This window comes from Vibrio agarivorans, from assembly GCF_030409635.1.
Classification (GTDB): domain Bacteria; phylum Pseudomonadota; class Gammaproteobacteria; order Enterobacterales; family Vibrionaceae; genus Vibrio; species Vibrio agarivorans.
The window spans coordinates 2,332,483-2,353,657 of sequence record NZ_JAUFQF010000004.1 but is presented as its reverse complement, the minus strand read 5'-3'; the positions used below and the strand labels follow the sequence as shown (position 1 = coordinate 2,353,657).

Sequence of the window (21,175 nt, the reverse complement as noted above, 5' to 3'; positions counted from 1 at the left end):
AAGTAGCAGTTCCTTGCCAGTAAATGGTGAAAATGGCACCACTTTTTCAATAAATCGACTTTCAAGCGCTGTTTTATCCGTCAAGCAAACACAAAAAAGCCGGGCTATTTAGCCCGGCTATATCAACTAAAAATAGTGATTACTCTTCGCTATCTGCTGCAGGAGCATCATCATTTGTTGCTTCTGGTTGTGTTGCTTCAACACCACCTTCCGCTTCAGTACCTTCTTCTAGCAGTTCAACATCTTCAATCTCTTCGATGCGTTGAAGGCCTACAACAGATTCATCTTCTGCTGTTCTGATCAGTGTAACACCTTGTGTGTTACGACCTACTTGGCTGACTTCTGCTACACGTGTACGTACCAATGTGCCTGCATCGGTGATCATCATCATCTCGTCGCCTTCCTCAACTTGGATAGCACCGACAACAGGACCATTACGATCAGAGACTTTGATAGAAACGACACCTTGAGTTGCACGACCTTTGGTTGGGTACTCTGCAAGCTCAGTACGCTTACCGTAACCATTTTGTGTCACTGTCAGAATGTCGCCCTCGTTTGAAGGAACAATCAGTGATACAACTTGGTCATCATCAGCCAATTTCATACCACGAACACCTGCCGCTGTACGACCCATCGCACGAACTTTATCTTCGTTGAAACGAACCACTTTACCCGCTTTCGAGAACAGCATGATATCGCTAGAACCTGTGGTGATATCAACACCAATCAGCGAGTCATCATCACGTAAGTTAACCGCAATTAGGCCGTTAGCACGAACATTAGCGAATTGGTCAAGAGAGGTCTTCTTAACGGTACCGTCACCCGTTGCCATAAAGATATACTTATCAGCATCGAACTCGGAAACAGGCAGAATTGCTGTGATACGCTCGTTCTCTTCAAGAGGCAGAATGTTCACAATTGGCTTACCACGTGCTGTGCGGCTTGCTTGTGGCAATTGATACACTTTCAGACGGTAAGTCTTACCACGCGTAGAGAAACATAGAATGTTGTCATGCGTGTTCGCAACAAGTAGACGTTCGATGTAATCTTCATCTTTCATCTTGGTTGCACTCTTACCTTTACCGCCACGACGCTGTGCTTCGTAGTCGCTAAGGATTTGGTACTTCACATAGCCTTCATGTGACAGTGTCACAACAACATCTTCACGAGCAATCAGCTCTTCCATGTCGATATCGTGGCTTGCTGCTGTGATTTCAGTACGACGAACATCACCGTAACCTTCACGAACGGCTTCAAGCTCCTCACGGATAACTTCCATCAGACGCTCAGTGCTTGCAAGGATGTGCATCAGCTCTGCAATTTCTTCTAGCAGTGCTTTGTACTCGTCCAGAATCTTCTCGTGCTCTAGACCGGTTAGGCGGTGTAGACGAAGCTCTAGAATCGCTTGTGCTTGCGTTTCAGTTAGGTAGTACTGACCGTCACGGATACCGAACTCTGGCTCTAGCCACTCTGGGCGTGCAGCGTCAGTACCAGCACGCTCTAGCATTGAAGCTACGTTGCCTAAATCCCAACCACGTGAGACTAAGCCAACTTTCGCTTCTGCCGGTGTTGGCGCACTCTTGATAAGCTCAATCACTTCATCAATGTTTGCCAACGCAAGAGACAGTGCTTCTAGGATGTGAGCACGTTCACGCGCTTTGCGCAGTTCAAAGATGGTACGACGTGTCACTACTTCACGACGGTGATCAACGAAACACTTCAGCATCTCTTTAAGGTTAAACAACTTAGGCTGACCATTGTCTAGCGCAACCATGTTGATACCAAAGGTCGTTTGAAGCTGAGTTTGTGCGTAAAGGTTGTTAAGAACCACTTCACCGACAGCATCACGCTTACACTCAATAACAATACGCATGCCGTCTTTATCAGACTCGTCGCGTAGTGCACTGATACCTTCTACCTTCTTATCTTTAACCAACTCAGCAATCTTCTCGATCAGGCGAGCTTTGTTAACTTGATAAGGGATTTCAGTAACGATGATGGTTTCTTTGCCGTTCTTATCCGCTTCTATATCCGCTTTAGAGCGCATGTAGATTTTACCGCGACCCGTTTTGTACGCGTCGACGATGCCTTTACGGCCACTGATCAATGCCGCAGTCGGAAAATCTGGGCCTGGAATGTAATCCATCAGCTCATCAATCGTGATTGCTTCATTGTTAATGTATGCAAGACAGCCATCAATCACTTCACTTAGGTTGTGAGGTGGAATGTTGGTTGCCATACCTACTGCGATACCGGACGAACCGTTAACCAGTAGGTTAGGAATCTTAGTTGGAAGAACAGCTGGAATTTGTTCAGTACCGTCATAGTTAGGTACGTAGTCCACTGTCTCTTTATCTAGGTCTGCTAATAGTTCGTGGGCAATTTTCGCCATACGAACTTCGGTATAACGCATTGCCGCAGCGGAGTCACCATCGATTGAGCCAAAGTTACCTTGACCATCGACAAGCATGTAACGCAGTGAGAACGGCTGCGCCATACGTACGATAGTATCGTACACCGCGCTATCACCATGTGGGTGATATTTACCGATTACGTCGCCGACAACACGGGCAGATTTTTTATATGGTTTATTCCAATCGTTGCCTAGTACATTCATCGCGAATAAAACACGACGGTGTACTGGTTTTAGGCCATCACGCACATCTGGAAGAGCACGACCCACGATAACTGACATCGCGTAGTCTAGGTATGAACCTCTAAGCTCATCTTCAATGTTTACGGGCGTGATCTCTTTTGCTAGATCGCTCATAGAGCCATTGTCCCTCTATAGTTTGATCGTATTTACAATACGTATAAGGAGAAAAAATATAACACATAATAGTTGGTAACGGCATTACTTTCCCTGTCGTTTTCTTTGGTTGTGACCTGTATTACGCTCTAAGTGGTGAGTTTCCATACAATCGCGCTATAGATGACTGATAAGTGTCTATTTTTTATTCACTTACACTTAAATTGTTTGTCTCAATCATTTTGTGGTTTTCTCCAATAATCCTTAAAAAGTCACTAGACGCATCAAATTCATTCGCTAAGATGAGCCCATTCTCTTTTTTAATGAGCATGTAGCATGACAAACGGACAAAACGTCGACCCAAAGGAAATTCAAAAGTTTGCAGAGATGGCTTCTCGCTGGTGGGATTTGGAGGGAGAGTTCAAACCTCTTCATCAGATTAACCCCCTTCGTTTGAACTACGTGTTGGATAAAGCGCAAGGCCTGTTTGACAAGAAAACCCTCGATGTCGGCTGCGGTGGCGGAATCCTTGCAGAAAGCATGGCGAAACAAGGGGCGATCGTCACAGGTTTAGACATGGGCAAAGAGCCTCTAGAGGTGGCAAGACTACATAGCCTTGAGAGCGGAGTGAAAGTGGCTTACACGCAAAGTACGGTTGAGCAGCATGCAAGCGAACACCCAGAACAGTACGATGTTGTTACCTGCATGGAGATGCTAGAACACGTCCCTGATCCGCAATCAGTAATTCGTGCAGTCAGTCACCTGGTTAAACCGGGTGGCCATGTATTCTTCTCTACGTTGAACCGCAACATAAAGTCTTACCTGTTTGCTATTGTCGGCGCCGAGAAGTTACTGAAAATTGTGCCTGATGGTACTCACGATCACGACAAGTTCATTAAACCCTCAGAGATGATCAAAATGATTGATCATACCGTGCTGCAAGAACGTGGAATTACTGGTCTTCACTATAATCCACTAACAGATAGCTACCGCCTAGGGTCAAATGTCGATGTGAATTATATTGTTCACTGCGTCAAGCCCCTCTAAAGACAGAAATAATCACACGAGGAGCGTGATACCGATTCCGCTTCTCATCGTAAACCCAAACACTTCTCCAACAAACCTCTCCCCAACCCCTAACAATTTGTATCTGTACTAGATACAAAACAGACCAAAAGTTTGAGCTAGCTTGAAATAAAAAGATCAAGCAAAATATTTTTTTCTGCGACTAGGAAATAATCGTTTATCTAAGCTCTACTTTTTGCCGCTAAACCTGCCCTTTCTTCATCGGTAAGTAGCTACTAACAATTATTTTTGATTTTGACTCTTTCTTTGACGATCTTGTGGTCTGAGTTCTTGATAAATACAAGATATAGCTCTATCTTGTACACCACTAAGGGTGAAGACCCTATATGTAGTGTTTTCAACCACCGCCAAAGCGGATAATGATCACAAAGTTGAACCACATACATGCAAAAGTTACACAGAATCTCAGCTTTGATCAGTTTTCTTAGGGAAATAAAGAAGAATGAACCAACAACTTACCGTTACTAAGCGTAACGGTCGCAAAGAAAATATCGATTTAGAAAAAATCCACCGAGTGATTACTTGGGCAGCAGAAGGGCTCAACAACGTTTCTGTTTCTCAGGTTGAACTGAAAGCTCACATCCAGTTCTACGATGGCATTACTACATCTGATATTCACGAGACAATAATCAAGTCAGCGGCTGATCTCATTTCAGAAGAGACGCCAGACTACCAATATCTTGCTGCTCGCCTTGCCATCTTCCATTTGCGTAAAAAAGCTTACGGCCAATATGAGCCACCAAAGCTATACGAGCACGTTGCACGCCTTGTTGAAATGGGTAAGTACGATCAACACTTGCTACAAGACTACACCAAAGAAGAACTTGAGCTGTTAGACTGCTATATTGATCACAAGCGTGATTTAGATTTCTCGTACGCGGCGGTTAAACAGCTAGAAGGTAAATACTTCGTACAAAACCGCGTTTCAGGTGAAATCTACGAAAGTGCCCAGTTCCTTTACATGCTGGTTTCTGCGTGTCTGTTTGCAAACTACCCTAAGGACACTCGTCTAAGCTATATCAAGCGCTTTTACGATGCGACATCGACGTTTAAGATTTCACTACCGACACCGATTATGTCGGGTGTTCGTACTCCAACGCGTCAGTTTAGTTCATGTGTACTAATTGAGTGTGGCGATAGTCTCGACTCAATTAACGCAACAGCAAGCTCTATCGTACGTTACGTTTCTCAGCGTGCTGGCATTGGTATCAATGCGGGTCGCATTCGCGCACTAGGCTCAGAAATCCGCGGTGGGGAAGCTTTCCATACGGGCTGTATCCCGTTCTACAAATATTTCCAAACAGCGGTCAAATGCTGTTCTCAAGGTGGTGTTCGTGGCGGCGCGGCAACCGTGTTCTACCCATTATGGCACCGCGAATCACCGTCATTGATGGTATTGAAAAACAACCGTGGTGTTGAAGAGAACCGTGTTCGTCATATGGATTACGGCGTACAGCTCAATAAGCTAATGTATCAACGCCTGGTTGAAGGTGGCAACATTACGCTGTTCTCACCATCGGACGTACCGGGCCTTTACGACGCATTCTTCCAAGACCAAGCGGAGTTTGAGCGTCTCTACGTTCAGTATGAGAACGACCCTTCAATTAAGAAGGAAACGGTGAAGGCACTGGAGATGTTCTCGATCTTAATGCAAGAGCGTGCTTCAACAGGTCGTATCTACGTACAAAACGTAGACCACTGTAATACTCACAGCCCATTTGACGCTAAAGTCGCTCCGGTTCGTCAATCGAACCTATGTCTAGAGATTGCTCTGCCGACTAAGCCGCTATCAAACGTAGAAGACGAAGAAGGCGAAATTGCACTTTGTACGCTATCGGCGTTTAACCTTGGTGCGATTGAGTCTCTTGATGACTTTGAAGAGCTATCTGAGCTGGTGGTTCGTGCACTTGACGCGCTGCTAGATTACCAAGACTACCCTCTTCCTGCAGCTTACCGTTCAACAATGAACCGTCGTACACTTGGCGTGGGTGTGATTAACTTTGCATACTATCTAGCGAAGAACGGAACGAAATACTCTGATGGCAGCGCAAATGGCCTGACTCACCGTACCTTTGAAGCGATGCAATACTACTTGCTTAAAGCATCGGTAGAGCTAGCGAAAGAGCAAGGTGCTTGTCCTCTGTTTAATGAGACAAACTACGCAAAAGGCCTACTGCCAATCGATACCTACAAGAAAGACATCGACCTCGTTTGTGATGAGCCACTGCACTACGATTGGGATGCACTTCGTCAAGAGATCATGGAGCACGGCCTGCGTAACTCAACACTTACCGCACTGATGCCTTCAGAAACCTCTTCACAGATTTCAAATGCGACTAACGGTATTGAACCTCCTCGTGGCTATGTTTCTGTTAAGGCGTCTAAAGACGGTATCTTAAAGCAGGTTGTGCCTGAGTTTACGAAATACAAAGATAACTATGAGCTGCTGTGGGACATCGGTAGCAACGATGGTTACTTGCATATTGTTGGTATCATCCAGAAGTTTGTGGACCAAGCAATTTCTGCAAACACAAACTATGATCCAAGCCGCTACGAGACGGGTAAAGTACCGATGAAGAAGCTGCTACAAGATTTGTTGACAGCGTATAAGTTTGGTGTAAAAACCCTGTATTACCATAACACCCGTGATGGCGCGAAAGACGACCAAAAAGACGCGGTGCAAGCACAAGATGATGATTGTGCTGGCGGTGGCTGTAAGATTTAATCGTCTACATACAGCATTCAATAAGAAAGTAATCTCGTTGCCAGCACTTCGGTGCTGGTTACTAAAGGAAGAAAACTACCATGGCTTACAGTACTTTTAACCGCACTAAGAATGACCAACTAAAAGAGCCGATGTTCCTTGGTCAGTCGGTAAACGTTGCACGTTACGATCAACAAAAATTTGAAATCTTCGAGAAGCTAATCGAGAAGCAACTCTCGTTCTTCTGGCGCCCAGAAGAAGTCGACGTATCAAGCGACCGTATTGACTTCAACAAATTGCCAGAGCATGAGAAACACATTTTCATCTCAAACTTGAAGTATCAAACACTGCTCGATTCAATCCAAGGCCGTTCTCCAAACGTTGCCCTACTTCCATTGGTGTCACTACCAGAAGTGGAAACATGGATTGAAACATGGTCGTTCTCAGAGACTATCCACTCACGTTCTTACACGCACATTATCCGTAACATCGTTAACGACCCAGCAGTGGTGTTCGATGATATCGTTGAGAATGAGCACATCCTAAAGCGTGCTGAAGATATCTCTCACTACTACGACAAACTAATCGAGATGAGCAATGATTACCATCGCTATGGCGAAGGTGAACACCAGATCAACGGCGAAACTGTCAAGGTCTCGCTTTATGAACTGAAAAAGCAATTGTACATCTGTCTGATGTCGGTAAATGCTCTTGAAGCGATCCGTTTTTACGTCAGTTTTGCTTGCTCTTTTGCATTCGCCGAGCGTGAATTGATGGAAGGTAACGCAAAAATCATCAAGCTGATCGCCCGCGATGAAGCCCTTCACCTAACGGGTACGCAACACATGATCAATCTGCTTCGTAATGGTCAAGACGACTTTACCTTCATGCAGATCGCAGAAGAAGCGAAACAAGAGTGTTTCGACCTGTTCAAAGCGGCTGCAGAACAAGAGAAAGAGTGGGCTGAATACCTATTCAAAGATGGCTCAATGATCGGCTTGAACAAGGATATCTTGTGTCAATATGTTGAGTATATTACCAACACCCGTATGCAAGCGGTTGGTTTAGGCTCTGCTTACCCAGAAGCAACGAGCAACCCGATCCCTTGGATCAATGCGTGGTTGTCTTCGGATAATGTTCAGGTGGCACCGCAAGAAGCTGAAATCAGCTCATACCTTGTTGGCCAGATTGACAATGAAGTCGCAACCGATGACTTTGAGGGCTTTGAGCTTTAATGGCTACGATCAAAATTAACCGACTCACATCCATTGAAGCTTCAGCTCAAGACACCTTGTTAGAAGCGATGGAAAAAGCAGGCCTTGAACCCGAGTATCACTGTCGTGATGGTCATTGTGGTGCCTGTCGCTGTACGCTGTCTGAAGGGCAAGTAGAGTCGGTTGGTTTTGCTATGGCGTACACGAATCCCGGGGAAGTCCTCGCTTGTATCAGTAAAGCGAAGGGAGACATTGTGCTCGATAACGTACGTTATCAACACAAAAAAGTACCCGCCTAAAGCGTGTCGCCATTGAACACAGCCGAGCATCTATGCATATCACGTAATGCAGAGATGCTCGGCTTTTTTATTGATTGATTTCCCCGACAACTTGCCAACGATGCATGTTCATCAATGTTTTGAGTTGTGCGACTTCATTATCTGTTTCCGCTTTTAGCCAGTCACTTAGCTCCTTGAGTATCGGGCTAAAATGCTTTACGTGACAATAATATCGCCAGTCACTATGCGTCATTTTCATTCCTACTGGCGCTGTCAGATACCCTTGCTCCAACTCCGGTAAAATTAACATTAAATCAGTGACCGTCACTCCCTGCCCCGCCAAACATGCACTCAGAGCTAGCTCAAGCGTAAAAAACGTTGTATGGCGCACTCGCTGAATATCAGGATATTGAGTCACTTTTATCCAATGATGCCAATCAAAGTGATCTTGAGTTGCATGGATGCGAGGCTGACTGAAAACATAATCTAATTCAACGTCCTGTGAAGTGCTAGGTATTGCACAGACCGGTGCCATGTATTCATCACGAAGATAAAACACGTTATCACCCTCTGGACGCAATCGAGTGCAGGAGATCAATAAGTCACAATCATTGGTTGAGAAGTCATTGCTGTCTTCAAGTATTGGCACGACAACCACTTCATGATCGGGGAATTTTTCATTAAGGTATTGGATCTTAGGGATGAGGAATCGTGTTGCAAAGCTTAACGAGGCTTTGATAATGATACGATTATTCATCTCAGATTTCCAAGACGCAATCAGTTGATCGAGGTTAGTGTATTGAGTGGCTAAGAGCTTAGAAAGCGATTTGCCTCTCTCTGTTAACTCAATGCTTCGATGCTTGCGCCCTACCAACTCTGTGCCCAAAAACTCTTCTAGCTGCTTAACCTGACGACTCACAGCGCTTTGTGTCACATAAAGTTCTTGTGCAGCGTGTGTGAAACTCATGTGTCTTGCCACGCATTCGAACACTCTAAATGCTTTATGCGAATGAGGAAGGAAACGATACATATCACTTTCTCGCATGATTTGAACTCATACCAGAGTGCCATAAAAGTCGATTGAACGCGAACGCTCATCAGCGTATCTTGTCGCACGTCTACACAGAGGTATTTATGCGACTCATTCTCTCTTTAGCTTTTCCATTGATTATTTCCCAATTAATTGCTCTGACATTGGTGCTGACAGATATTTGGTTTATGTCGCGTATGTCAGTAAGTGCACTTGCGGCTGGCGGCTTGGGCGCGTCAGTCTATAATTTCGTCTTTATTATGGTCTCCAGTGTCGTTGGCTGTGTTGCTAATCTCATTGCTATTTCTTTTGGTCGCCTTGTCGTACAACGCGAGGCTGCCGAATCGCAAATCAATCACACCGTAAAAGGAGGAATCATTGTCTCGGTGCTTGTCAGTTTTGGTTGTCTATTTCTCTTTAATTTGGCGCCGAACTTTCTTGTCAAGGCAGGACAACCTTACGAAGTGATCGATGATGCGATGCTTTATCTCGATGCTGTTAAATGGGCGATGTTACCTTCACTTTTTATTCTTGTGCTTCGTGGGCTAGCCAGTGCAACTGGTAACGTTCGTTCCGTCATGTACATGTCGATTGCTACCGTATTGATCAATATCCCTTTAAGCTATCTATTAGCTTTTCCAATGAACTTAGGGCTGGCGGGTTTAGGCTACGGTACTGCATTGTCAGCATTTATCGTTATGGCAGGATATGGTTATTGGCTGTTTCGCCATCCAAGCTATACAAACTATGTGCCTTGGAAAAACCTCAGCCAATATCGAATCAATGCCACCTTGCCAATTATTGGTTTAGGCTTGCCTATTATGCTCGCTGCCTTGATGGAAAATGGTTTGATATATGGTGGAACATTACTCGCTGGCACTATCAGTGTGACAGCACTTGCCATCCATCAAGTACTTTTGCAGTGTTTAAGCTTCACATGGAATGTTAATTTTGGCTTTTCCCAAGCCGCTGCCATTTTAGTGGGAAGACAATTTGGATCTAACGATTTCGATGCGATTAAAGCCACTTCGCTAAAAAGCTTTATCTTGATGACCGTATTGAGCGTTGTATTCTGTGCACTATTTATCGCGTTTCCAGAGGTGATCATTAACATGTTCAATCTTAATGACTCTGGGGAAGGCGCTGCTCTACTCTTCAAAACTGTATTGTGGGTTGTGGCGATCTCGTTTGTGGTCGATGCATGGCAGTTACTCGCTATCAACCTGTTACGTGGTATGAAAATCGTTAAAGGTCCAACAGTCGTGACAGCAATTGGCTATTGGGGCTTTGGCATTCCAAGTGCTTGGTATCTGACACAGCATTATGGGCTGACAGGTATTTGGGGAGGCATCGGGATTGGCCTTGCGGTCACAGGAGTCATTTTGGTAATCATGCTGCAACAAAGACTGTCTAAAGCCACGTTATAACGGCAAAAAGCCCTTTCCATCAGCGGTAATTACTCCTGATGGAAAGGGCTAAGTCAACAAATCAAGGTTGTATTTGAATTATTCGGTCAGCATTGAAGCCGGAATAAATAGCTCTTTAGAGCGTGTCACGGCAGCATAATTGGCGAACACATTGGTTGCAGATAACACGCGTCGTAGCATGTCCATCGCGATCGTTGCAATCACGACTCGTGCATCTTCATCACTGTATTGGCGGTTAAAGCTCAACACTTGCCCCCACTCACCTTGTTCCGTGGCAATCGCAATACTGAACGTTTTACCATCCAGTTCACCTGTCACTACTGAAATATCACTTTGACATCGCTCTTTACTCGCGGCGGCGAGCGCTAAAGCAGCTGCCATTGGGTCATTGTCTTTGATTAAGCAAGGGCTGTCGCTGCCCAATACCCATGCTGAGCCAATTTTGCTTTGAGCCTGCTTGTCAGAGTTTGCCCAGTAGCTTAAATAGCCGTAGGTTGACTCCTCTGCTAGTGATACCGTCAGGCCCTTTTCTACCAGCAAATGACCAATATGTGCCATCATTTTTTCATCGATACTGACGACAAAATCAGCGATTAATTGATAGAGCATTTGAACCAGTTTTACACGTACTTCGACATTGTCCGTTGGCCCCATCAACTTCACTTCGATAAATGGCAACGCAGAACGGTAGCCAATGCTGTAGCCCGGGGGTAAATCAAACTTGGCTAAAATATCGGATAATTGAGATTCTGTGCTACCGAAGGTATAGAAACGACTGAATCGTAATGGTTCAAGCTTTTGCACGCTGGCTTTCATGCGCGGGCAAACTTCATTTTGAATCATCTGCTTGAATTCGCGCGGTACACCCGGTGTAAAGTAGAGATCGCAGTCGTTAAGCTTGACCTTAAAACCACAAGCGGTACCAATCGGGTTATCGATAAGCTCAGAGCCTACAGGGAGCATGGCTTGTTTAATATTACTCTCTGGCATCACTTTGCCACGAGACGCAAAAAACGTCTCCATATGAGTGACCCAAGGTTCGTGTAGTTCTAACTCGACTTCTGCCGCCGCGGCAATCGCTTCAGCACTCATATCATCGCTCGTTGGACCAAGGCCACCATTGATGATGACAATATCGTTGTTAAAGCTCAACATCACGAGCTCTTCAATCAATGTAGAAAGTTGATCCCCTACAGTAGAGCGTTTGGTAAGGGCTAAACCCTGTTCGAAAAGATATTCAGAAAGCCAAGCAGCATTGGTATCAACAATATCACCATGAAGTACTTCTTCCCCAGTACTGAGCATTGCTATTTTTGTCATGAAGACCGTAAATCCTTGTATATTTTTATAAGTATAGTGTTGTGTAGACCGTTAGATTGCAGCTCATAAAAGATTGAGCCCCACCGCAAACGTATCTCACAGGTTGTTCTTGCCAACAATAACAGTTTACCTAAATGAAACACTCAACCAATAATTTTCACTAATGTTTACCGCACTTTATATGCAATTGGTGACGTGAGTCTTACATTGGACAGTAAATAACAAGTAAAACAGATTGAACCACTCATTCGCCTACTATGATAGTCATGCGCTAAGGGTTTACCCAATCTTGACATTGATATGAAAGTAACTGACAGGTTTCTCGTTATGTGATTGAAATCAAAAATTGATTCCAATCTTTACTACTTTCATAGATAATCTCGTTTCTAAAGAATAACGAATCAATAACCTGGAGTTTTCGTGTTAAGGACTAGCCTATCTGCTGTGCTGCTTGCTGCTTCTTCTACTGCTGTTGCAAGCTCATTCAATGAGCATCAACATATCGAATTCTCTTACACGGTAGATTGTCAGGGTTCTTGCTGGAACCAAACCGAACCATACCGTTACCAACCAACGCTCGACCCATATTCAATGAGCCTTTCTGAGCCAGAGTTGAAAAAAGAGGAAGCGCCCCTTCCTAAGTACCTCATGGTTCAAGACGAAAAAGACTGGGACTACTTAATGGGCCAAACCTACACCATTCTTGGTTTAAGTGTGGCCACAGCTGGTTTAATGACCTTATTACCAGAGTCCATTACTAAGTGGGACGATGATCAACGAAGCATGAGTGATCTCGGTAAAAAGTGGAAAGACAATGTTAAAGAAGGCCCTGTTTGGGATCGCGATGAGCACTTCCTCAACTATGTAATGCATCCCTACTTTGGTGGTGTGTACTACACGACTGCACGTCATGCTGGCTTTAATGAGTTTGAGTCCTTCTTGTATTCAGCCTCTATGTCGACGTTCTTCTGGGAATTCGGTGTGGAAGCATTTGCAGAAGTTCCCTCTTGGCAAGACCTTTTCATCACACCGTTCTTTGGTGCAGTTGTTGGTGAAATGATGTTTGAAGCGGAACAAGATATTGTCGCTTCAGGTGGTGAAGTCATGGGCTCAAAAGGTATGGGCGATTTCACTCTGTTCTTCTTAAACCCTGTGGGCCACATTCACGGTTGGGTTTCAAATGCATGGGGTGGAAGTGCTGATTTTCAATTCAATCACTCACCATGGTTTGGTAATGAGCAAGCCGCAAAATTCGCTATGGATTCAGGAGCGTCTTACGACTCTCAGTTTTACGGCGTAGAGCTAAAGGTTTACTTCAAGTAAGTTAATCTTCTTAGATTCAATTAATTATCTTATCAAAGCGGCTTGTTAAGCCGCTTTTTTGTGTCTCAAATTGTGCACATGTTAATATTTTTTTACATCTATTTTTGTCTGACTTTAAATTCTTGACCTTTATCATACATTTATCTGTTCAGCTCTCTACACTAGAAACATACCCGTACGAGTCCTTGTAACGCGATTTTCAAACGTTTGGTTTTCGCTTAAGGCACGAAGTATCTATGTCCAGGAGGCCAATATGAACAGTACATTTATTGTTAACTTTGTCGGCACTGCAAAACCTTCTACTATCAAACAACTTGCAGCAGTCACTCATGAAAACGATGGCAAATGGTTGATCAGTAAAGTGAACTTTATTGAAGATAACGTCGCTGCAGTTATCAAAGTTGAAGTACCCAAAGCCAATGAATCAACAGTGAAAGAGGCATTCCAAGGTCACCCTGGCCTGTTAGTGCAAATACAAGATACTGATGCACATATTGGTAAAGCAGACACTATCCATCAAGTGCGACTCGACTCGAACGACCGCGCTGGTATCGTCAATGAAATTACTCACGTGCTTGATGCAAAGGGTATTTCGATACTCGACATGGATTGTCATCGCGTATTTGTTGCCGGGGGCGGAGGTGTCAGTTCAAGTCTGTTTAGTGCCAATATGGCATTGAAACTCTCCCCTGAACTTGATATTGAAGATGTAACTAAAGACTTAGAGATGTTGAGTGACGATACTCGTGTGATTTTAGAGTCATAGTCACAATTTAATTGAGTTGAAAATAAAACGGCATGCTTGAAGGCATGCCGTTTTCGATTATTTTATTTCACAGACCACTGTGATAACGAACGCTTGAAGTCGTTATAATCAAACTCGTTCAGTTTTTGAATATCACCATTACTACGTTCGCAGTATACCGACGGCATACGCAAGCCATTGAACCAGTTCAGTTTCACCATGGTATAGCCCGCACTATCCATGATGTGTAGACGCTGACCGATCTCTAGTGGTTTATCAAAGCCCGCTTCACAGAACTGATCGCCTGCTAGACATGAGCATGAACCGATAACGTATTCATGTTCACCACCCTCTACCGACTCAAGAATCGAAGCTGGCTCATCGTAAATCAGTGTATCAAGACGGTGAGCTTCCGTTGCAGAATCTACAATCGCTGTTTTCTTCACGTTTTCTACAATATCAACCACGGTCACGACTAAGTCAGTTGTCTTAGTAATGATGGCTTCACCCGGTTCTAGGTAAAGTTGAACACCATGCTTGTCAGAAAACGCTTTTAGAGCAGCGCCTAACTTCTCTATATCGTACCCCGGCCATGTAAAGAATACGCCGCCACCAAGACTAACCCAATCTAGTTTATCGAGGTGATCACCAAACTGCTCTGAGATTGAATCCAAAAGGCCAATAAACGCATCAACATCTTTGTTCTCACAGTTCATGTGGAACATCACACCATTGATAGAGTCGAAAACCTCGGGTTGGATGTGGTTCGCTTGAACGCCAAGGCGTGAAAACTGGCGTGCAGGATTGGCTAGATCTTGACCTGCATAGCTCACACCCGGGTTTAAACGCAAACCAAGTGACGCTTTACCCTCAACAATATGGCGATATGCAGCAAGTTGAGACTGCGAGTTAAAGATCATTTTGTCGCAAATATCTGCCACTTCACGCACGTCATCTTCACTGTAGCCAACACTGTAGGCGTGAGTTTCACCACCAAAGGTTTCATGGCCCAGCTTTACTTCAAATGGACCAGAGCTTGTGGTGCCATCAAGATAGGGTTTGATGATGTCAAAGACACCCCAAGTAGAGAAACATTTCAATGCAAGAACAAGCTTTACGCCTGAAATCTCTTTCAGGTGTTTAGCTTTCTCGAGGTTCGCAATCAACTTATCTTCGTTGATCATGAAATACGGCGTTTTAAGGTTTTGTTTGTTCATAATTAACCATCAACTGTAGCTCTTATAGCTGCTAACCCCCTCTAGCTCCCCCTTGAAAAGGTGGAGGACAATTCTTTCGCTCTTTGCCCCTCCCCTTTTCAAGGGGAGGCTGGGAGGGGTTAAATGGTCTTCCTCGAATGAAAACCATTCATCTGTATATCAGCCCAAAATACAACAAAAGCAGCCACGGGAAACCATGACTGCTCAATCTATTGATCCAAGTTTAGACTAAAAAATTACTTGTTTAACTCGTGAATCAATGGAAGACCTTGGCCTGCTTCAAGCTCTTGTACATGCCAATCTAGACCAATTTCCGGCATAGTTTCTAAGAACGGATCTGGGTCAAGCTGTTCCATGTTGAACACGCCTTTATCAGCCCACTTGCCACGGAAGAATTGTAGAGCTGCAGTTATCGCTGGTACACCTGTAGTGTAAGAGATTGCTTGGTGCTCAACATCTTCATATGCCACTTCATGGTCAGCGTTGTTGTAAATGAATACGCTACGCTCTTTACCATCCTTCTTACCTTGTACCCAAGTACCGATACACGTTAGGCCTGTGTAGCCCGGCGCCAGTGACGTTGGATCTGGTAGCAACGCTTTAAGCACGTGTAGAGGCTGAACGACTGTGCCATCGTGCAGTGTTAGCGGATCTGGGCTCAATAGACCAATATCACGCATACAGTTGAAGTAGTTTAGGTACTTATCACCAAAACCCATCCAGAATTCGATACGTTTTGCTGGAATGAACTCCTGCATTGAACGAACTTCATCGTGCGCCATTGAGTAAACTTTATGAGTACCACAGTTAGGGAAATCAAACTCAAGCATACGCGAGTGACAAGGCACTTGCTTCCACTCTTGGTTTTCCCAGTAGAAAGAGTCACCTTGGATCTCTAACATGTTTGTTTCTGGGTCAAAGTTAGTCGCAAACTTCTTGCCGTGGTCGCCAGCGTTCACATCCATAACATCGATAGTATCGATCTCATCGAACAAGTGTTTCACGGCATAAGCCGCAAATACTGAAACCACACCTGGATCGAAGCCAGCACCAAGAATACCAGTGATGCCCGCTTCTGCGAACTTCTCACGGTAACCCCACTGCCAATCGTAAGCTTGTGGCACCTGTTGACCTTCAGAACATAGGTCAACCGCAACTGAAGTATCTAGGTAGTTTACCTTCGCTTGGTAACACGCTTCCATGATGGTCATGTTTACCCAAGGAGGACCCGCATTGATCACAAGATCAGGCTGGACTTCTTTAATTAGCGCGACGAGTGCATCCACGTCATCAGCATTTACAGCGCGTGCTTCTAGTTTCTTAGTGGTGTCTTTCAGGTTGTTTTTCTTCTGAATAGACTCGATGATCTTCTCACACTTACCGATAGTGCGTGAAGCAATTGTGATATCACCAAGTACGTCGTTGTTTTGAGCTGCCTTATGCGCGACTACCCAGCCAACGCCACCTGCACCAATCTGTAGAATTGCCATAGTTTCGTCTACCTTATTTTTCAGTCTGGTTGCTAAGAAGTTCAACCGCGAGTTGGTTGATTTCTTGGAGTAATTTTTCAAAGTCTGATAGAGACAATGTTGGGTTTAGAATCGTAAATTTCAGTGCTGATTTACCACCAATCACTGTTTCACCTAATACTGCAATGCCGCGTACCAGTGCCTCGATTCTCACTTTTTGGTTGAGCTTGTCCATGCCAGCGTCTGTGCCCAGTGTTGTACGGAACAACACGGTTGACAGTGACGGACGAGCCAATAATTCAAAGCTGCTGTGTGCGTCTACCATATCGGCGACTTGCTGTGTTTGCTCTAGCAAGTGATCGTACATCTCACCTAGAGCTTGAGGCCCCACACTTTGCATCGTCATAAACACTTTCAGCGCGTCAAATCGCTTAGTCGTTGCAATCGACTTATCCACCAAATTTGGCAGTTCATCGTGCTCGCGATTTAAGTAGTCAGCATGGTGAAGCAGAAACTTAAAGTTCGCTTTGTCATTCACCAATAGCGCACCACAGCTGATGGTTTGGAAGAACAGTTTGTGGAAATCAACACTCACTGAACTTGCACGCTCAATACCCGCTAAACGAGCTTTAGAGCCACTTAGAATAAGTGCGCCACCGTATGCGCTATCAACATGCATCCACAGCTCATGTTGCGCTGCCACATCAGCAATAACATTTAGGTTATCAATCGCACCGTGGTCAGTTGTACCTGCAGTGCCTACAATCGCAAAAGGAATCAATCCTTGTGCTTTTGCGTCTGCAACGGTTTGCTCAATTAACTCTGCCTTCATCGTGCCGTCAATGTTTGCTGGTACGGACAGAACCGCTTTTTCACCCAGTCCCATCCACGATGCTGACTTCTGTACAGTGAAGTGAGCATTTTCAGAACACACAATACGTAGCTTGTCAGCGTAATCTGGTAGGCCCAGCTTTTGAATCGAATGACCACTTAATTTGTCAGCAATCCAGTCGCGCGCCAACATCAAGCCCATTTGGTTGCTTTGCGTGCCACCACTGGTCATGATGCCATCTGAGTGTGTACCTAGCTCGTACTTGTCACATAGCCAGTTCACCACTTTTTGTTCAACATAAGTAGCTGAAGACGCTTGATCCCAAGAGTCCATCGACTGGTTCAACGCACCGATCATCGCTTCTGCCGCGACAGATGGCATGAGTGGTGGTGTATGTAAGTGCGCAATGCAGTTCGGGTGCTGAGTAAAGATGGCATTTTTAGCGACCAGATCACTGGTACTATCAATCACGTCTTTAAGGCTTTTGTCCGAAACATCAAGGTTTACCGCATTGATTTGTGCTTCAAGCGCTTTAGGGTCCATACCTGAGTATGGCTTCTCAACTTGCTCGAAAATCTCTTTCATCGCGCTTGTGGTGTGATTCATTACAGAAGCAAACTCATCCGCGCCAGCAGCGCCAGTATGAATAAAGTGCTTCTTCCACTTAGCATTATCTGCCGGTTCTTCAACCAATTCAGCTCCAGAAGCAAGCATTGCTGTTTCTAGCGTGCGCAATGCAAAATCAATCTGCTCAAAAGAGATGATGAGTGGCGGTAAGAAGCGAATAACAGAGCCATCACGGCCACCCTTCTCTACCATCAAACCACGCTCAAGTGCCGCGCGTTGGATCTTCAGCGTCAAATCACCATCAGATGCAGGCTCACCAAATTTGTTCAGCTCACCATTTGGCTTTTTGATCTCTACACCTAGCATCAGGCCTTTACCACGAACTTCTGCAATGCAGTTTACGCGTTTCTGAATGTTCTCTAGACCTAAGCGCAGGTATTGACCTGCAATATTGGCATGCTCTACAAGGTTGTCACGCTCGATGATTTCAAGCGCTTTTGCACCCGAAACCATAGCAAGTTGGTTACCACGGAACGTACCCGTGTGCTCGCCTGGGCGCCAAGTATCGACTTTCTTATTGAAAACAAGAATCGACATTGGCATACCACCACCAATGGCCTTTGAAAGACACAAAATATCTGGGCTAATTCCCGCTTCTTCAAAAGCAAAACGGTAGCCAGTTTTACCCACACCACACTGGATTTCATCCAGAATAAGCAGGATTTCGTGCTCGTCACAGATACGACGTAGCTCACGTAACCATTGTGCCGGCGCTGGGATAACGCCACCTTCACCTTGTACAGGTTCAACAATGATGGCAGCAGGCTTCATGATGCCAGCTTCATCGTCGTTCAGTAGACGTTCAATATAGCGAATATTGGCTTTTGCACCTTCTTCACCACCGAGACCGAACGGACAACGTAGGCTGTATGGGAACGGCATAAAGTGTACATCTGACATCAGGCCAGTACGACGTGCTTTCGTGCCTAGGTTACCCATCATACCCATAGTACCGTTCGTCATGCCGTGGTAAGCACCACGGAAGGCAAACATAGTATTACGGCCTGTGGTTTGCTTAGCCAGTTTAATCGCAGCTTCAACAGCGTCGGCACCCGATGGGCCACAGAACTGGATAGCAGAATCTTTCGCAAAGTCTTCTGGAAGGAAAGCTTTAACACGGCGGATAAAATTAGCTTTGGCTTCGGTCGTAATATCGAGTGTTTGATATGGTAAACCTGAATCTAACTGATCTTTTAATGCTTGATTGATTTCTGGGTGGTTATAACCCATTGCTAGCGTACCTGCGCCAGCAAGACAATCTAGGAAGATCTGACCACGCGTATCTTCGACCAATGCACCGTACGCTTTTTTAATCGCGATTGGTAGTCGACGTGGGTAAGAACGAACTTCAGACTCGTGCTCTTGCTGCTCAAGCAACACTGAATCTAGAGTTAAATCATAAGTGCCTTCAACGACAGGCACTTGAGAAGAAAAATTGCTTGCGATACTGGTATCGACTTCAAAGGCTGTGCTCATTAATTTTACCTTGAATCGAGAAAATCCAACATAAGCCGGTCTTAATCCCTAGACGGCTAAAACTAGACAACGCCCTTGCTGTAAAAACAACAAAGCGCATGACCCACTAAAACGTGGCTGACTTAAATTGAGCTCAAGGTTCCGTGATATTGCCGGTTTGCAATACTGGACATTGAAAAGGAATGGAGCTGATTAATGTGTCGTTAGTTTGTGAATTCAATGTTGGGTTTCCCATTAACATGTTGCCTTCTAGCAACACTAGTATCCCGTCTATCGGTAACCGCTTTACCGATACCTACCCTACGCAGCGTCACAATCAGCTTGAATGGTCACTACGCGTATCCCCCAGAATTGACATTTGTCTCAACAGTCCGAGATTGGGCGCGAAAATACCATAAAAATGCGCCACTTGGCAACTAAAATTGCATGACAAAACTGCCTTTTTAAGTGGTACATGTCATGGTTTTCATATAAAAAACGGCAGACTCTATAGCCTGCCATTTTATCGTTGATACTTAACACCGATTATATGAACAACGATGTTTACTGTGGAGTTGATTGATCTTTAGTGCAATTCTTACTCGACAGCTGGTGTGTATCCATATCGTATTGCTCTTTAATCGCGTCTTTCACTGTGCCTTCCCAGACCTCTACACCAACAAAATAGCTGGTACGAGCCAGAACGTGCGCAGCGATAGGTGCCGTGACCATGATAAACACAACCACTGCGCCAGCACGCACGATGATCGAGGTATCCTCCCAGAACACAATCGCGAAGGCGATCACGAGCAAGCCAACACCCAAAGCACCTGCTTTAGTAGTTGCGTGCATGCGTGTCAATAAGTCAGGCATACGGTTCAGACCGATACTCGCAAGCAACATGAGAAAAGAGCCCGTCAACGCAAATACCGCTACAAAGAAATCAATCATCATCACGCATACCTCGTTTTTCTAGGAAAGCAGAGAAACCCACCGCCGCTAAGAATGATGTCAGTGCGAGCACAATCGCCACATCGATAAACTTAGGCTCGTCATAAGCCACACTGTACAGCACAACCAAACCAACCGTTAGTGATGCCATCAGCTCTAGCGCAACAACGCGGTCAGGCAAAGATGGCCCTTTCAATAGACGAATTGACGATAGCAAGAGCGCTAAAATCAACATCATAAAACAGACTGTATATACCGTTTCAATCATTACTCTTACTCCAAGATTTCCATAACCATTGCTTCAAGACGCTTCAATTCCGCGACATGAATCTGCTCGTCTTCGAAATACATCAAATGGACAAACAGTACTTTCTTGTCGGTTGATACATCTAGTGCAAGCGAGCCTGGCGTTACTGTGATCAAGTTAGAGAATACCGTAATGCCTGCGTCACTCTTTATATCAAGCGGGACGGCAATCACTGCTGGTTTCATCAAGTGCGTCGGGGTTAGCACGTCATAAGCGACACGAGCGTTTGATTTGATAAGGTCCCAGATGAAGAACAATACGAACTTCACCATTTTAGGGAACTTACCGAAATACAGTTCAAACGCTGGGCGGTCACGTAGCACATACGCCAATACACAGTAGCTAAGTAACATACCGCCAAACAGGTTCGAAAACGTATAGGAGCCTGATAGCACTACCCATGCGAGTGCTAGCATCATATTCCAGCCAAATGCTTTCATC

At 44.9% G+C, this 21,175-nt stretch carries 16 protein-coding genes; 7 read left to right on the top strand and 9 right to left on the bottom strand.

Annotated features, from left to right (window positions below; translation table 11 throughout):
* Window positions 1-139: 139 nt before the first annotated feature.
* Window positions 140-2,770, bottom strand: coding sequence for a DNA topoisomerase (ATP-hydrolyzing) subunit A (gyrA, locus tag QWZ05_RS19330; protein ID WP_264877383.1), 2,631 nt, complete (start codon window positions 2,768-2,770; stop codon window positions 140-142).
* Window positions 2,771-3,085: 315 nt separating this feature from the next.
* Here gyrA and ubiG point away from each other — a divergent pair, with 315 nt between their 5' ends.
* The 4 genes from ubiG to QWZ05_RS19310 all read left to right on the top strand — a co-directional run bounded on the left by ubiG (window position 3,086) and on the right by QWZ05_RS19310 (window position 8,052).
* Window positions 3,086-3,796, top strand: a complete 711-nt coding sequence (ubiG, locus tag QWZ05_RS19325; RefSeq protein WP_264877382.1) for a bifunctional 2-polyprenyl-6-hydroxyphenol methylase/3-demethylubiquinol 3-O-methyltransferase UbiG — start codon at window positions 3,086-3,088, stop codon at window positions 3,794-3,796.
* 481 nt (window positions 3,797-4,277) lie between these two features.
* Complete coding sequence (gene nrdA, locus QWZ05_RS19320) at window positions 4,278-6,560, top strand: class 1a ribonucleoside-diphosphate reductase subunit alpha (RefSeq protein WP_290300124.1); 2,283 nt, start codon at window positions 4,278-4,280, stop codon at window positions 6,558-6,560.
* An 80-nt stretch (window positions 6,561-6,640) separates the two neighbouring features.
* Entirely contained in the window at window positions 6,641-7,774 is a 1,134-nt protein-coding gene (nrdB, locus tag QWZ05_RS19315; protein WP_264877380.1) for a class Ia ribonucleoside-diphosphate reductase subunit beta, read from the top strand.
* Complete coding sequence (locus QWZ05_RS19310) at window positions 7,774-8,052, top strand: 2Fe-2S iron-sulfur cluster-binding protein (RefSeq protein ID WP_290300121.1); 279 nt, start codon at window positions 7,774-7,776, stop codon at window positions 8,050-8,052. Before nrdB ends, QWZ05_RS19310 begins: the two co-directional genes overlap by 1 nt.
* Window positions 8,053-8,119: 67 nt before the next feature.
* Here QWZ05_RS19310 and QWZ05_RS19305 read toward each other — a convergent pair whose 3' ends face one another.
* Complete coding sequence (locus tag QWZ05_RS19305) at window positions 8,120-9,061, bottom strand: LysR family transcriptional regulator (RefSeq protein WP_290300837.1); 942 nt, start codon at window positions 9,059-9,061, stop codon at window positions 8,120-8,122.
* 104 nt (window positions 9,062-9,165) lie between these two features.
* On the opposite strand from QWZ05_RS19305, the gene QWZ05_RS19300 reads away from it, so the two are divergent.
* Window positions 9,166-10,488 (top strand): MATE family efflux transporter, encoded by a 1,323-nt coding sequence (locus QWZ05_RS19300; protein WP_290300119.1) that lies wholly within the window; start codon window positions 9,166-9,168, stop codon window positions 10,486-10,488.
* A gap of 78 nt (window positions 10,489-10,566) precedes the next feature.
* Here QWZ05_RS19300 and QWZ05_RS19295 read toward each other — a convergent pair whose 3' ends face one another.
* Window positions 10,567-11,808, bottom strand: a complete 1,242-nt coding sequence (locus tag QWZ05_RS19295; protein ID WP_290300117.1) for a CinA family nicotinamide mononucleotide deamidase-related protein — start codon at window positions 11,806-11,808, stop codon at window positions 10,567-10,569.
* A 444-nt stretch (window positions 11,809-12,252) separates the two neighbouring features.
* On the opposite strand from QWZ05_RS19295, the gene QWZ05_RS19290 reads away from it, so the two are divergent.
* Window positions 12,253-13,131 (top strand): DUF3943 domain-containing protein, encoded by an 879-nt coding sequence (locus QWZ05_RS19290; RefSeq protein ID WP_390216483.1) that lies wholly within the window; start codon window positions 12,253-12,255, stop codon window positions 13,129-13,131.
* Window positions 13,132-13,384: 253 nt separating this feature from the next.
* Entirely contained in the window at window positions 13,385-13,897 is a 513-nt protein-coding gene (locus QWZ05_RS19285; RefSeq protein WP_264877371.1) for a glycine cleavage system transcriptional repressor, read from the top strand.
* A gap of 62 nt (window positions 13,898-13,959) precedes the next feature.
* Here the strand turns inward: QWZ05_RS19285 and nspC are convergent, their stop codons facing one another.
* The 6 genes from nspC to QWZ05_RS19255 form a co-directional block, all read right to left on the bottom strand.
* Window positions 13,960-15,093 (bottom strand): carboxynorspermidine decarboxylase, encoded by a 1,134-nt coding sequence (gene nspC / locus QWZ05_RS19280; protein ID WP_264877370.1) that lies wholly within the window; start codon window positions 15,091-15,093, stop codon window positions 13,960-13,962.
* Window positions 15,094-15,329: 236 nt separating this feature from the next.
* Entirely contained in the window at window positions 15,330-16,583 is a 1,254-nt protein-coding gene (locus QWZ05_RS19275; protein WP_264877369.1) for a carboxynorspermidine synthase, read from the bottom strand.
* A 13-nt stretch (window positions 16,584-16,596) separates the two neighbouring features.
* A complete protein-coding gene (locus QWZ05_RS19270) occupies window positions 16,597-19,497 on the bottom strand; it encodes a pyridoxal phosphate-dependent class III aminotransferase (protein WP_264877368.1) in 2,901 nt (966 codons plus the stop codon).
* Window positions 19,498-20,040: 543 nt separating this feature from the next.
* Window positions 20,041-20,430, bottom strand: coding sequence for a monovalent cation/H(+) antiporter subunit G (gene mnhG / locus QWZ05_RS19265; RefSeq protein ID WP_264877366.1), 390 nt, complete (start codon window positions 20,428-20,430; stop codon window positions 20,041-20,043).
* Window positions 20,420-20,695, bottom strand: coding sequence for a cation:proton antiporter (locus QWZ05_RS19260; protein WP_264877365.1), 276 nt, complete (start codon window positions 20,693-20,695; stop codon window positions 20,420-20,422). The genes mnhG and QWZ05_RS19260 overlap by 11 nt, the downstream gene beginning before the upstream one ends.
* Before the next feature lie 5 nt (window positions 20,696-20,700).
* Window positions 20,701-21,174: a Na+/H+ antiporter subunit E gene (locus QWZ05_RS19255; protein ID WP_264877364.1), complete on the bottom strand. Its 474-nt coding sequence runs from the start codon at window positions 21,172-21,174 to the stop codon at window positions 20,701-20,703.
* Between the last annotated feature and the right edge of the window lies 1 nt (window position 21,175).

Coding starts and splice junctions, on each gene's coding strand:
- QWZ05_RS19310 (WP_290300121.1), top strand. CDS start 7,774: ATGGCTACGATCAAAATTAACCGACTCACATCCATTGAAGCTTCAGCT.
- mnhG (WP_264877366.1), bottom strand. CDS start 20,430: ATGATGATTGATTTCTTTGTAGCGGTATTTGCGTTGACGGGCTCTTTT.
- QWZ05_RS19285 (WP_264877371.1), top strand. CDS start 13,385: ATGAACAGTACATTTATTGTTAACTTTGTCGGCACTGCAAAACCTTCT.
- QWZ05_RS19295 (WP_290300117.1), bottom strand. CDS start 11,808: ATGACAAAAATAGCAATGCTCAGTACTGGGGAAGAAGTACTTCATGGT.
- QWZ05_RS19270 (WP_264877368.1), bottom strand. CDS start 19,497: ATGAGCACAGCCTTTGAAGTCGATACCAGTATCGCAAGCAATTTTTCT.
- QWZ05_RS19260 (WP_264877365.1), bottom strand. CDS start 20,695: ATGATTGAAACGGTATATACAGTCTGTTTTATGATGTTGATTTTAGCG.
- QWZ05_RS19255 (WP_264877364.1), bottom strand. CDS start 21,174: ATGAAAGCATTTGGCTGGAATATGATGCTAGCACTCGCATGGGTAGTG.
- nspC (WP_264877370.1), bottom strand. CDS start 15,093: ATGAACAAACAAAACCTTAAAACGCCGTATTTCATGATCAACGAAGAT.
- QWZ05_RS19305 (WP_290300837.1), bottom strand. CDS start 9,061: ATGTATCGTTTCCTTCCTCATTCGCATAAAGCATTTAGAGTGTTCGAA.
- nrdA (WP_290300124.1), top strand. CDS start 4,278: ATGAACCAACAACTTACCGTTACTAAGCGTAACGGTCGCAAAGAAAAT.
- nrdB (WP_264877380.1), top strand. CDS start 6,641: ATGGCTTACAGTACTTTTAACCGCACTAAGAATGACCAACTAAAAGAG.
- QWZ05_RS19275 (WP_264877369.1), bottom strand. CDS start 16,583: ATGGCAATTCTACAGATTGGTGCAGGTGGCGTTGGCTGGGTAGTCGCG.
- QWZ05_RS19300 (WP_290300119.1), top strand. CDS start 9,166: ATGCGACTCATTCTCTCTTTAGCTTTTCCATTGATTATTTCCCAATTA.
- gyrA (WP_264877383.1), bottom strand. CDS start 2,770: ATGAGCGATCTAGCAAAAGAGATCACGCCCGTAAACATTGAAGATGAG.
- ubiG (WP_264877382.1), top strand. CDS start 3,086: ATGACAAACGGACAAAACGTCGACCCAAAGGAAATTCAAAAGTTTGCA.